We start from the raw sequence: 12,533 nt of genomic DNA on the forward strand, positions 1-12,533 counted from the left end.
TGACGGTAAGAGGAGGGCAGTATGGCAAACGACTGGCTTGAGCTGCGTCAGCATGCAGAAACAGGTATTGAGACAATTAAGGCGCATTTCGAAGGACATGCCTTTGATCCCCACTGGCATGATAGCTATCTGGTCGGAATAACCCTTTCCGGCACCCAGCAGTTCCACTGTCGCCGTGAACGCCACCGTAGCCAGCCGGGCGATGCTTTTTTACTTGAGCCCGGGGAGATCCATGACGGTGATGCGCCGATAGAGGGGGGCTTTACTTATCTGACCTTTTATCTGGATGAACACTGGCTCACCCGTACGCTTCAAGGGCTGTACGACTCTACTCCCGGGAGCTACACCCTCCACTTTGCCCAAACGCTGACGCGAGAGCCTCAGTTGGTGCGCGCTATCGGTGATACATTTGCCTCGTTGCATAACGATGAAATGAAGATCGTCCAACAGAGCACAATGGATAACCTGCTCTCTCAGATCACTGCCCACTGCCACTGGCGTAAGAAACTCCCGTTGCAGTTACAAAGCTCCGCCGTGGCGCATCGTGCCCGCGACTATCTCTATGCGCATATCGGCGAGAACGTGGGGCTGTCAGACCTTGCCCGTGAGACGGGTACGGACCGCTTTACGCTCACCCGCTGTTTTAAGCGCGAATTTCACCTGGCACCGCACGCCTGGCTTATCCAGCTGCGCCTGGCAAAGGCCCGACAGATGCTGGCGTGTGGGGAACTGCCTGTTGATGTTGCGGCGGCAGTGGGTTTTGCCGATCAAAGCCATCTTGGTCGCTGGTTCCAGCGGGCATACCGTATTTCTCCGGCACACTACCGTCGGTTGTGCACAAACCTTCCAGACGTTTCCAGAAAATAACGGCACATTCGTGGCTCTAATAAAAAAGGAGTCACCTGTGAATTTATTACCCTTCCTGTTGTTTGCATTTGTCGCCTCGATTACACCGGGGCCAACCAATATTCTGGTACTGGCTAACAGTCAGCACTTTGGCGTAAAAAATACGTTTCCTGCGATCCTGGGCGGGTGTATTGCCGCCAGCGCTATTGTTCTGGTTTCAGGTGCTGGGGCAGGAGAAGTGTTACGCCAGTATCCGCTGATACGTCAGGTAATGAGCTGGGCGGGCGTGCTGTGGCTTTCCTGGATGAGCTGGCAGCTGTTTAGCGCCCCGGCCGCGAATCTCTCCTTCAGACGCCATGTCCGGTTTACCGCGCGGGCGGCGGCGTTATTACAGGTTGTAAACCCAAAAACGTGGATGATGGCGCTGGCAGTTGTCAGCTTGTTTGCTCCGGCAAGCGACCATGCATTTCGGGATGTTGCGCTGATGGCGCTATGGTTTCTGGCGATCTCCGTGGCTTGTTTGTTGTGCTGGGCGTGGCTGGGGAAGGCGGTGAACCGGATTTTCCGCACCACCGTGGCGATGGTGCGATTTCAGCGCGCGATGGCGCTGTGCTTGTTTATTTCCGCCTGGACGGGAATGCTGGCTTAGGTCAGAGCACCACCCATACGACACTGCGCAAACCGCAAAATATCTTCCGCCAGACGGTGCGCCGTATCCACATCCGCCTGGCTACGGTTCACCAGCATGCGGCTCAGGCAACCTTCCAGCACCAGCTCCATCTGCTTCGCGACCATTGCCGGATCATCCACTTCAAGTGTGGTCAGCAGCTCGTGTGTGAACTCGTGCGCGGCACGTTTTTGCTGATCTGCCAGTTGATGGATGGGGTGTCCGGGATCCGGATAGTAGGTGCAGGCGGCGATAAACAGACAGCCTGGGTAACGGTTGTTGGTTACACACTCCGTCAGTGCGGTATAGCGCGCCAGCAGCTTTTGCTCGGTGGTCAGCTCTTCATTCAGCATCAGCTGCCTGCGCCAGATATCCACCTGCTGGCTGAGATAGCGCAGGGCATCGTACAGCAGCGCCTCTTTATCCGGCCAGAAGCGCTTAAGTTCATCCAGAGGGTAATCGATACGGTCGGCGACCATCTCAAGCGTGGTGCTGGCGATCCCTTGAATCTCAAGCAATTGCAGGGCTTGTCCCAGTACGTCTTCGCGTTGCACGGTTATCTCCTCCGCTATTCCCAACGGTTTGTCCCGTCTAAAGTGTTGTTTACGGTTGGCGATTGCGCAAATGCGCGTTGAATGTCGTCGCGTCCATAAACCCGGTTACACGCTGCGTCGGCTGTTCTTCCCCCTGTTCATTGAAGAACAGGATGGTAGGCAGCCCGAGCACATTAAGTTGCTTCAGTAGAGCCTTATCCTGCGCGCTGTTGGCGGTAACGTTCGCCTGGAGCAGAACGGTATCGCTCAGCGCATGTTGTACCAGCGGATCGCTGAAGGTGTATTTTTCAAACTCTTTGCAGGCCACGCACCAGTCGGCGTAGAGATCGAGCATGACCGGTTTGCCTTTCGCCTGCGCCAGGGCGCGGTTAAGGTCATCCACGTTCTTAATCTGTATAAAATTCAGATGAGCCTGCGTTTGACCTGCCGGGGTGCCAAACGCCCAGTCCTGTAGTGGACGGACGCTCACCAGCGCGGCCGCCAGCAGAAGGATCTGTAGCAGGCGCATCCACGGTTTCTTCGCCCCCAGACTCACGATAAACGCCCAACTGAAGAAGGCCACGCCGAGCATCGCCCACAGACGTGTACCCCACACATCACCAATGATGCGCTCCAGCAGGAATACCGGTAGCGCCAGAATGACAAAACCAAACGCGGTTTTCACCGTCTCCATCCACGGTCCGCTCTTCGGCAGCAGACGATTGCCAAACACCGTCACCAGGATCAGCGGCAGGCCCATGCCGAGCGCGTAGAGGTACAGCGTGCCGCCGCCGAGCCACAGGTTGCCGCTCTGAGCAATGTATAACAGGATGGCGCTCAACGGCGCGGTGGTGCAGGGGGAGCAAATCAGCCCGGCGATGGCACCCATGGCGAACACGCCGCCCGCAGAGCCACCCTGCTGACAGTTGCTCATTAGCGTCAGACGGGTTTGCAGGGAAGAGGGCAGTTGCAGGGTGAACAGGCCAAACATCGACAGCGCCAGCAGAATAAACACCGCTGACAGACCGATAAGCACATAAGGGTGCTGAAGGGCGGCCTGGAACTGCAATCCGGCAGCAGCGACCACGAGGCCGAGCGCCGTATAGGTTAACGCCATGCCCTGCACATAGATAAAGGCCAGCAACAGCGCGCGGGTAGTGGAAAGGCGTTGTTTACCGCCCAGCACGATGCCAGAGATAAGCGGGTACATGGGCAGTACGCAGGGCGTAAAGGCGATGCCGATACCAATCAATAACGCCCAAAGCGCTGAGAACGGAAGGTCTGAAGCGGCTTTGCCTTCACCCCTCTCCCCTGAGGGGTGAGGGGAGGCAGCCGCTTTCACTTCGCTAAGCGGAACGACCTTTGTTTCAGGTGGGTAACAGAATCCCGCATCGGCGCAGCCCTGATACGTCACCCTCAGGGTAGCGCCTTTATCCGCCTGATTCACCGTGACGGGCACGCTTAAGCGCTGGCGATAAATTTCGCTCTTACCGTAGAACTCGTCCTCGTGCCACTCGCCAGCGGGCAACTGCAATGCGCCGACGTTCGCCTTTGCCGGCGTGATGCTGACCTGCTTGCGATAGAGGTAGTAACCCTCTTTCACCTGCCAGGTGAGACTGAGATCGTGCTGGTTTTGCTGAAAGTCGAAAACGAACGCCTGGTCGGCAGGAATAAAGTTCGAACGGCCGGGTGCGTCAAACAACCCGGCAAAAACTGACGTGCTGCACAGCAGCAGGATCAGCGTAATGAAGCGTTGAGCCATGAGAGATAATCGTTATCGCCGTGGACCACTGGCAGAACCAGCAGCTCCGGGGTTTGGTATGGATGATGAGACTTGAGGCAGTCGAGGAGCGCCTGCTGGTTTGTCAGGTTGGTTTTGAGCAACATCTGGACTTCGTACTCTTGCTCCAGCTTGCCTTCCCAGTAATAAAGGGAGGTGGCGCCGGGAAGAAGTGTGACACAGGCAGCCAGTTTTTCGGCCAGCACTTTGGCGGCCAGATCCTGGGCAGAAGCTTCATCAGGGGCGGTGCACAGTACAACAACAGCATCAGGCGTGTTCACAAGTCGACCTCCTCATCACGAAAGTCTTCACTATATCACGCAAGGCGGTTGGTCATTAATGAAACGGGCCGCAGAGCGGCCCGATTTTAACTATTTTTACAACGGCTAATCGTTTACAGCACAATGCCGCCGATGATAAAGCCGAGGATCACGCAGAGCGTAATCGCCACCACGCCCGGGATGAGGAACGCGTGGTTAAACACGTACTTACCAATACGGGTTGAGCCGGTGTCATCCATCTCAACCGCGGCCAGCAGGGTTGGATAGGTGGGCAGCACGAACAGGGCGGAAACCGCTGCAAAAGAGGCAATCGCCGTCAGCGGCGTCACGCCCAGCATCAGTGCCGCAGGCATCAGCGCTTTGGTGGTCGCAGCCTGGGAGTACAGCAGCGTCGCGGCAAAGAACAGCACTACCGCCAGCAGCCACGGATAGTTGTGCAGCAGGTCGCCTGCAACGGTCTGGATATCGCTGATGTGCGCTTTCACAAAGGTATCGCCGAGCCACGCCACGCCCAGCACGCACACGCAGGCGCTCATACCGGATTTGAAGGTGCTGGCGTTCAGCACTTCGCTGGTGTCGATTTTACAGGTGATGCTGATCAGCGTCGCGATGGTCAGCATAAACACCACAATGGCTTCGTTACGCGGCAGAACCGGGTTCTGGATCAGACCTACCGTATCGCTGATGGCGGTCGCATAGAACATTACGGCGACGATACCAATCAGGAACAGCAGCACGGAGCGTTTTGCATGCGGCTTCAGCTCGAAGACCTGGCTACCGCGCAGGCTCACTTCACCTTTTGCCAGACGCTCCTGGTAAACCGGATCGTCTTTCAGCTCGGCGCCGAGGAAGTTACACAGCACGGCAGTGATCATTACCGCAATCAGCGTGACCGGAATACAGATTGCCAACAGCGTCAGGTAGCTTACGCCCATCGGCTCAAGGATACCCGCGAAGAAGACCACCGCCGCGGAAATAGGCGAGGCGGTAATCGCAATCTGGGAGGCGACCACGGCAATAGAAAGAGGGCGAGACGGGCGAATACCCTGCTCTTTCGCCACTTCGGTGATTACCGGCAGCGTGGAGAAAGCGGTATGGCCAGTACCGGCGAGAATGGTCATAAACCAGGTCACCAGCGGGGCAAGGAAGGTGATGTATTTCGGATGGCGACGCAGCATACGCTCCGCCAGGCTCACCAGGTAGTCCATACCGCCCGCGACCTGCATGGCCGCGATAGCAGCAATAACCGCCATGATGATTTCGATAACGTCAAAAGGGATTGCGCCGGGTTTAATCTGAAAGATCAGGGTAAGTACAAGCACTCCGAGACCGCCAGCAAAACCGATGCCGATACCCCCGAGTCGTGCGCCCAAATAAATCGCCAACAGGACGATGACGAGTTCTGCTCCAAACATAAAGACCTGCCTTGCTCATTAACAAGTTGATATTGAATTGTTGTGTTTTGGTAACGCCCATAAAGAAAAAAGGCACGTCACAAGTGACGTGCCTTTCGGAAGCTTAGCCTGAACGGTTACTGTTCGCTTTCATCGGTATATCGTTTCGCTTTATATGCCGGGTGCATCAGGTTCTGGGCGGAGAAGATATCGTCCAGTTCGGCTTCGGTCAACAATCCTCGCTCGAGAACCACCTCACGCACGCTCTTACCGGTTTCGGCACAAATCTTCCCGACGATATCGCCGTTGTGGTGGCCGATGAACGGGTTGAGGTAGGTGACGATGCCGATGGAGTTATAGACGTAGCCTTCACACACTTCTTTATTCGCGGTGATGCCGTTGATGCATTTTTCCAGCAGGTTGTAGCAGGCGTTGGTCAGAATATGGATAGATTCAAACATCGCCTGGCCAATCACCGGCTCCATCACGTTAAGCTGGAGCTGACCGGCTTCGGAGGCCATGGTGACGGTCGTATCGTTACCAATAACCTTGAAGCAAACCTGGTTCACCACCTCTGGCACCACCGGGTTCACTTTAGCTGGCATGATGGATGAACCCGCCTGCAACTCTGGCAGGTTGATTTCATTCAGGCCAGCGCGCGGACCGGAGGAAAGCAGGCGCAGGTCGTTACAGATTTTGGACAGTTTCACCGCCAGACGTTTCAGTGCGCTGTGCACCATCACGTAGGCGCCGCAGTCTGAGGTAGCTTCAATCAGGTCTTCCGCAGGCACAACCGGCAGGTTGGACACTTCAGCCAGCTTCTGTACCGCCAGCTGCTGATAGCCATCTGGCGTGTTCAGGCGTGTACCGATGGCGGTTGCGCCCAGGTTCACTTCCAGCAGCAGTTCGGACGTGCGCAGCAGGTTTTTGGTCTCTTCGTTCAGCAGCACGTTAAACGCGTGGAATTCCTGTCCGAGGGTCATTGGCACCGCGTCCTGCAACTGGGTACGGCCCATTTTCAGGATGTCCTGGAACTCAACGGCTTTACGCTGGAAGCCATCGCCCAGCTGATTAATCGCGTCGACCAGTTTGACGATAGAGGCATACACCGCGATGCGGAAGCCGGTTGGGTAGGCGTCGTTGGTGGACTGACATTTGTTAACGTGGTCGTTCGGGTTCAGGTACTGGTATTCACCTTTCTGATGACCCATCAGCTCCAGGCCGATGTTTGCCAGCACTTCGTTGGTGTTCATGTTGACGGAGGTGCCCGCGCCGCCCTGATAGACGTCGACCGGGAACTGATCCATGCATTTGCCGTTGTTCAGCACCTCATCGCACGCGGCGATAATCGCATTTGCAGCGCTTTTAGGAATGGTTTGCAGCTCTTTGTTCGCCAGAGCCGCGGCTTTTTTTACCATCACCATGCCACGCACAAATTCAGGGATGTCGCTGATTTTGCTGTTGCTGATGTAGAAGTTTTCAATCGCTCTCAGAGTGTGAACACCATAGTAGGCATCCGCTGGAACTTCCCTGGTACCCAACAAATCTTCTTCGATACGAATGTTGTTTAACATGTGAACCTTCTTTTCAAGCTGCCGATGGATTGTACTAAACACACAGTATATATGTGGTTTTGAATATTTTATGACCGACGATTATTCCCTCAATCGGCCAGATGTTCGAGATCATATGCTGATGATAGCGAATTGCCGTAAGCTGGATCACTTATTATCGACCCGATTTCATGATAATTATTAATCTGTGAAATATGTCACCGCTTTAATATTTCCAGAAAAAATATCCGTGCAAACCGATTGAAATTTGGCTAACCGTCACCATCTCTTATCTACGCGCTTCGCGAACACATTCAGTCAGGGGCCAGAAGGCACCTGCCATACAGGAGATGCCAGTGCGCTGGATACCATTTATTGCTTTCTTTCTTTATGTTTACATTGAAATTTCGATTTTCATCCAGGTTGCCCATGTGCTGGGCGTCCTGCTGACGCTGATTCTGGTGATCTTCACCTCCGTCATCGGCATGTCGCTGGTGCGCAATCAGGGTTTCAAAAATTTCCTGTTAATGCAGCAGAAGATGGCCGCAGGCGAAAGCCCTGCCGCCGAGATGATCAAAAGCGTGTCGCTGATTATTGCTGGTTTGCTGCTGATCCTGCCGGGCTTCTTTACCGACTTCCTCGGCCTGCTGTTGCTGTTGCCGCCGGTGCAGAAGCACCTGACCATGAAGCTGCTGCCGCATCTGCGTTTCAGCCGTATGCCAGGCGGTGGTTTCAGCACCGGTCCGGGGGATACCTTTGAAGGGGAATACCAGCGTAAGGATGAGCAGCGCGACCGGTTAGATCATAAAGACGATCGGTAAGTTTCTGGCCCGGTGGCGCTCGCTCACCGGGCCTGAGGATCTTGCCGCTTCGGTAAAAACACCCACAGCCCCGCCAGCATGACGATGGCGTACACACTCTTCCATCCCACCATCGCCAGCAGCATCAGGCACAGGACACACCCGACAGCCGCCAGCGCCTTAAAGCGACCTTTCAGCAGCCGACAGCCCGCCAGCATGCACAGCAGGTAGATCATGATGAAAATACCGTTGGCGTAGACAATCAGCGCGTCAAGGTTGATGTCGAGGAGATAAATGGCCAGGGAACTCACCACGCAGCAGCCCAGTACGGTATTCAGCGCATTCACCGGAAGCTGACGCTTTGACAGGCGTGAGAGGGGGCTATCCGGTTTATAAAGTGCCTGAGACCACACCAGCCGGGCGAAGCTCTGAATATAGATGTTGAGGCTGGCAAAGCAGGCGAGATAGCCAATCACGCAGGCTACCCACAGGGCTTTAACGCCAAACAGCTGCACCACGATGCCCGGCAGCGACGCGGCGGCGGCTTTCTCTTCACCGAATGCGTTGAAGTGCAGCACCAGTACGGTACAGGCCCAGTACACGGTCCCCGCCAGCAGCAGGCCAATCATCAGGGCGCGGGGAAAATCACGCTCGGGCTGTTTAAATTCGGATGCCAGATGAGCGAACGCCTCCAGACCGACGAAACACCAGAACATGACGGATAGTGCAGCGAAAAGCTGTGCGTGGTCGATGTCGTTAATCGCGGGGAAAGGAATATCCGCCACGGTAATGTCACCCGCAAACCAGATGGCGACGATCAGCGCGACAATTAACACGGCGACCAGCGTTTGCAGATTGGCGCTGGAACTGGCCCCGCGCGAGCCTACCCACCAGACAATCGCCAGCGTACCGAGTTCAGCCAGCAGCAGCTGTTCATCGTGCCAGCCAAACAGCGCCTGTCCGAAGCCGGTTGCGATATGCAGGGCTGCCGGAAGGCCAACGGGTATCACCGACAAAAATAGCCAGCCGGTGACGCGCTCCATCCGCGGCCCAAACGCCATGCCGACAAAATGCGCTACGCCGCCTGCGCTCGGGAAGTGCCGCCCGAGTATGGCAAAGACAATCGCCACCGGAAACACCAGCACGATCAGCACCGGCCATGCCCAAAGACTGTTATTGCCGGCAACCAATGCCGCCAGCGCGGGAACCGCAAATACCCCCGTGCCTAATAAAGACGTTGAGAGTAAGCCAATGCCCTGCGCCAGCCCCAACTCCTGCCTGAGTCCACTCATTTACCTCGTCCCGCGACCATCAAAAGAGAGTGGATGGTAACACTTTCGCAAATTTTTTTTCGATTACCCCTTGAAGGGGTAAAAAGCTATCCCCATCTCTCAGGGCACTAGCCGGAAAACCGCATGCGGACCGGCGTCATCCATAACTGATAATGACTTTCTCAAAGGAGAGCTATCAATGAGTATTCGTCCGTTACATGATCGTGTGATCGTCAAACGTAAAGAAGTTGAAACCAAGTCTGCTGGCGGCATCGTTCTGACCGGTTCAGCAGCAGCAAAATCAACGCGTGGCGAAATCATCGCTGTCGGTAAGGGCCGCATCCTGGAAAACGGAACTGTGCAGCCACTGGACGTTAAAGTTGGTGACATCGTCATTTTCAACGATGGCTACGGCGTGAAATCCGAGAAGATCGACAATGAAGAAGTGTTGATCATGTCCGAGAGCGACATTCTGGCAATTGTTGAAGCGTAATTAACGCACGAAACTGTACGAATTTGAGGAAATAAGAACATGGCAGCTAAAGACGTAAAATTCGGTAACGACGCTCGTGTAAAAATGCTCCGCGGCGTAAACGTACTGGCAGACGCAGTGAAAGTCACTCTGGGCCCGAAAGGCCGTAACGTAGTGCTGGACAAATCCTTCGGCGCGCCAACCATCACCAAAGATGGTGTTTCTGTTGCACGTGAAATCGAGCTGGAAGACAAGTTCGAAAACATGGGCGCACAGATGGTGAAAGAAGTTGCCTCTAAAGCGAACGACGCTGCCGGTGACGGCACCACCACCGCGACCGTACTGGCGCAGGCGATCATCACCGAAGGCCTGAAAGCCGTTGCTGCGGGCATGAACCCAATGGATCTGAAACGTGGTATCGACAAAGCTGTCGCCTCTGCTGTTGAAGAACTGAAAGCGCTGTCCGTACCGTGCTCTGACTCTAAAGCCATTGCTCAGGTTGGTACTATCTCCGCTAACTCCGACGAAACCGTAGGTAAACTGATCGCTGAAGCGATGGATAAAGTCGGTAAAGAAGGCGTGATCACCGTTGAAGACGGTACTGGTCTGGAAGACGAACTGGACGTGGTTGAAGGTATGCAGTTCGACCGCGGTTACCTGTCTCCATACTTCATCAACAAGCCAGAAACTGGCGCTGTTGAGCTGGAAAGCCCGTTCATCCTGCTGGCTGACAAGAAAATCTCCAACATCCGCGAAATGCTGCCAGTGCTGGAAGCCGTTGCGAAAGCAGGCAAGCCGCTGGTAATCATTGCTGAAGACGTTGAAGGCGAAGCGCTGGCGACTCTGGTGGTTAACACCATGCGTGGCATCGTGAAAGTGGCAGCGGTTAAAGCACCTGGCTTCGGCGATCGTCGTAAAGCGATGCTTCAGGATATCGCTACCCTGACTGGCGGTACCGTGATCTCCGAAGAGATCGGTATGGAGCTGGAAAAAGCGACCCTGGAAGACCTGGGCCAGGCGAAACGCGTTGTGATCAACAAAGACACCACCACCATCATCGACGGTGTGGGTGAAGAAGCTGCTATTCAGGGCCGTGTTGGTCAGATCCGTAAGCAGATCGAAGAAGCAACTTCCGATTACGACCGTGAAAAACTCCAGGAGCGCGTAGCGAAACTGGCAGGCGGCGTAGCGGTAATCAAAGTCGGTGCGGCTACCGAAGTTGAAATGAAAGAGAAGAAAGCACGCGTTGACGATGCCCTGCACGCGACCCGTGCTGCGGTAGAAGAAGGCGTGGTTGCTGGTGGTGGTGTCGCGCTGGTGCGTGTAGCCGCTAAACTGGCTGGCCTGACTGCTCAGAACGAAGACCAGAACGTGGGTATCAAAGTTGCGCTGCGCGCGATGGAAGCTCCTCTGCGTCAGATCGTGTCCAACGCCGGTGAAGAGCCGTCTGTGGTTGCGAACAACGTGAAAGCGGGTGAAGGTAACTACGGTTACAACGCGGCAACTGAAGAATACGGCAACATGATCGACTTCGGTATCCTGGATCCAACTAAAGTGACCCGTTCTGCACTGCAATACGCGGCATCTGTAGCTGGTCTGATGATCACGACCGAGTGCATGGTGACCGACCTGCCTAAAGGCGACGCGCCTGACTTAGGTGCTGCTGGTGGTATGGGCGGCATGGGTGGCATGGGCGGCATGATGTAATCATGCTGTTCTGAACCTCTCAGAACGAACCCCGGGCAGCAATGCCCGGGGTTTTTTATTGTCTTCTACTCAAACGTGCCTTTCACGCACACCACGCCTTCACGCACCATCTGGCGGCCTTTCGCCCAGACCTCACGGATCTTCAGGTCATCCGTCAGCACCAGGAAATCGGCATCGCATCCGGGCGCGATCCGCCCTTTATGCTCCAGACCGAGAAACTCCGCCACGTTACGCGTAAATGGCAGAAGCGCCTCCTCCAGCGGCAGGTGATATCGGCCGACCAGCTGCTGTAGCGTCTCAAGCAGGGACTCAAAACCCGCCACGCCAATGCCAACAAGATTACCGTTTGCGTCAAAATTCGGCTGGCTGCCGTTGCCATCCGAGCTGAGCGTGAGCCGGTTAAACGGCACCTGCGCGTCACGGGCCGTCGCGATGGCGGTAGCGGCATCAATGGGCTCACTGATGCTGGTGGTGATGTCGATGTACCCCCCTTCGCGGGCATAGTCCAGTGCGGCGTGGAACAGTGCCTGGGCGCGGTTGACGTGGGTTGGCAGCAGCTTCGTGCGGGGCACGTCGGCGTTATTCAGGATGTTAAGCAGTGGCTCCAGCCGTTTCGGGCTGTTGCCGAGGTGAAACACGGATATCCCCGCTTTGGCGCCCAGCAGCCCGCCGACGCGTGACTGGGCGGCCATATTCGCGAGCTGGTCATCTGCCGGAGCGGAAGAGCGATGGTCGGAAATCGCGCATTTCACGCCAATGATTTTATCAATCAGCGCCACATCCTTTTCGATACTGCCGGTAATCGTCGGAGAAGGCAGGCCATACGCGCCTGTCAGCATCCACGTGCTGATCCCTTCATGCTCAAGCGCCCGCGTTTTCGCCAGCAGCGACTCGGGATGGCGGGTCACGCCGTCGGTGCCCAGCAGGCCAACAACGGAGGTGATGCCAGCCGCCACCAGCGCAGACAATCGCACCTCTGGCGTCCGGGTGTGGGGACCGGCTTCACCGCCGCCGCCAATCAGGTGTACATGCTGATCGATAAACCCCGGACAAACCACCGCTCCGGCGAGATCGCTTTCAGGACAGTCTGGCCTCGTTGTGGCGTGGCCCGCTTTTTCGACTGCGACGATTTTTCCTCCGGCAATTAGCAGATCGCAATGCCCAAGATCCTCGGGAGCGTAAAGCTGCGCATTGCGGAAAAGGTGCGGTTCCAGCACTGAAAAATCCAT

At 55.7% G+C, this 12,533-nt stretch carries 12 protein-coding genes; 5 read left to right on the top strand and 7 right to left on the bottom strand.

Features of this window, described 5'->3' with window-relative positions; translation table 11 throughout:
* The first annotated feature begins 21 nt into the window (after positions 1-21).
* Both LOC22_RS12705 and LOC22_RS12710 read left to right on the top strand, forming a co-directional pair.
* Positions 22-867 (top strand): AraC family transcriptional regulator, encoded by an 846-nt coding sequence (locus LOC22_RS12705; RefSeq protein WP_017383974.1) that lies wholly within the window; start codon positions 22-24, stop codon positions 865-867.
* Positions 868-904: 37 nt separating this feature from the next.
* Complete coding sequence (locus tag LOC22_RS12710; RefSeq protein WP_032104115.1) at positions 905-1,495, top strand: LysE family translocator; 591 nt, start codon at positions 905-907, stop codon at positions 1,493-1,495.
* Here LOC22_RS12710 and LOC22_RS12715 read toward each other — a convergent pair.
* The 5 genes from LOC22_RS12715 to aspA form a co-directional block, all read right to left on the bottom strand.
* Complete coding sequence (locus LOC22_RS12715) at positions 1,492-2,067, bottom strand: transcriptional regulator (protein ID WP_017383972.1); 576 nt, start codon at positions 2,065-2,067, stop codon at positions 1,492-1,494. The genes LOC22_RS12710 and LOC22_RS12715 overlap by 4 nt on opposite strands.
* Positions 2,068-2,116: 49 nt before the next feature.
* Complete coding sequence (locus LOC22_RS12720; RefSeq protein ID WP_230238945.1) at positions 2,117-3,808, bottom strand: protein-disulfide reductase DsbD; 1,692 nt, start codon at positions 3,806-3,808, stop codon at positions 2,117-2,119.
* A complete protein-coding gene (cutA, locus tag LOC22_RS12725; protein WP_003855908.1) occupies positions 3,784-4,107 on the bottom strand; it encodes a divalent cation tolerance protein CutA in 324 nt (107 codons plus the stop codon). Before cutA ends, LOC22_RS12720 begins: the two co-directional genes overlap by 25 nt.
* A gap of 113 nt (positions 4,108-4,220) precedes the next feature.
* On the bottom strand, positions 4,221-5,522 hold the full coding sequence (locus tag LOC22_RS12730; protein WP_003855921.1) for an anaerobic C4-dicarboxylate transporter: 1,302 nt from the start codon (positions 5,520-5,522) through the stop codon (positions 4,221-4,223).
* A 116-nt stretch (positions 5,523-5,638) separates the two neighbouring features.
* Positions 5,639-7,075 carry an aspartate ammonia-lyase gene (gene aspA / locus LOC22_RS12735; protein ID WP_015572444.1) on the bottom strand — a complete coding sequence of 479 codons (1,437 nt, stop codon included), beginning with the start codon at positions 7,073-7,075 and terminating at the stop codon, positions 5,639-5,641.
* Positions 7,076-7,410: 335 nt separating this feature from the next.
* Between aspA and LOC22_RS12740 the strand changes: the two genes are divergently transcribed.
* On the top strand, positions 7,411-7,875 hold the full coding sequence (locus LOC22_RS12740; RefSeq protein ID WP_003855925.1) for an FxsA family protein: 465 nt from the start codon (positions 7,411-7,413) through the stop codon (positions 7,873-7,875).
* Positions 7,876-7,898: 23 nt separating this feature from the next.
* On the opposite strand, the gene yjeH is transcribed toward LOC22_RS12740, so the two are convergent.
* Positions 7,899-9,146 (bottom strand): L-methionine/branched-chain amino acid transporter, encoded by a 1,248-nt coding sequence (gene yjeH / locus LOC22_RS12745; protein ID WP_032646955.1) that lies wholly within the window; start codon positions 9,144-9,146, stop codon positions 7,899-7,901.
* A gap of 178 nt (positions 9,147-9,324) precedes the next feature.
* Here yjeH and LOC22_RS12750 point away from each other — a divergent pair, with 178 nt between their 5' ends.
* Together LOC22_RS12750 and groL are read left to right on the top strand one after the other, a co-directional pair.
* Positions 9,325-9,618 carry a co-chaperone GroES gene (locus tag LOC22_RS12750; protein WP_003855929.1) on the top strand — a complete coding sequence of 98 codons (294 nt, stop codon included), beginning with the start codon at positions 9,325-9,327 and terminating at the stop codon, positions 9,616-9,618.
* 39 nt (positions 9,619-9,657) lie between these two features.
* Positions 9,658-11,304: a chaperonin GroEL gene (groL, locus tag LOC22_RS12755; RefSeq protein WP_015572446.1), complete on the top strand. Its 1,647-nt coding sequence runs from the start codon at positions 9,658-9,660 to the stop codon at positions 11,302-11,304.
* Positions 11,305-11,369: 65 nt separating this feature from the next.
* Here the strand turns inward: groL and iadA are convergent, their stop codons facing one another.
* On the bottom strand, positions 11,370-12,533 hold the full coding sequence (gene iadA, locus LOC22_RS12760) for a beta-aspartyl-peptidase (protein ID WP_015572447.1): 1,164 nt from the start codon (positions 12,531-12,533) through the stop codon (positions 11,370-11,372).

It is taken from the genome of Enterobacter sp. AN-K1 (assembly GCF_020971765.1).
GTDB classification, from domain to species: domain Bacteria; phylum Pseudomonadota; class Gammaproteobacteria; order Enterobacterales; family Enterobacteriaceae; genus Enterobacter; species Enterobacter hormaechei_C.

Coding starts and splice junctions, on each gene's coding strand:
- groL (WP_015572446.1), top strand. CDS start 9,658: ATGGCAGCTAAAGACGTAAAATTCGGTAACGACGCTCGTGTAAAAATG.
- aspA (WP_015572444.1), bottom strand. CDS start 7,075: ATGTTAAACAACATTCGTATCGAAGAAGATTTGTTGGGTACCAGGGAA.
- LOC22_RS12750 (WP_003855929.1), top strand. CDS start 9,325: ATGAGTATTCGTCCGTTACATGATCGTGTGATCGTCAAACGTAAAGAA.
- LOC22_RS12730 (WP_003855921.1), bottom strand. CDS start 5,522: ATGTTTGGAGCAGAACTCGTCATCGTCCTGTTGGCGATTTATTTGGGC.
- iadA (WP_015572447.1), bottom strand. CDS start 12,533: ATGGATTTTTCAGTGCTGGAACCGCACCTTTTCCGCAATGCGCAGCTT.
- yjeH (WP_032646955.1), bottom strand. CDS start 9,146: ATGAGTGGACTCAGGCAGGAGTTGGGGCTGGCGCAGGGCATTGGCTTA.
- LOC22_RS12705 (WP_017383974.1), top strand. CDS start 22: ATGGCAAACGACTGGCTTGAGCTGCGTCAGCATGCAGAAACAGGTATT.
- LOC22_RS12720 (WP_230238945.1), bottom strand. CDS start 3,808: ATGGCTCAACGCTTCATTACGCTGATCCTGCTGCTGTGCAGCACGTCA.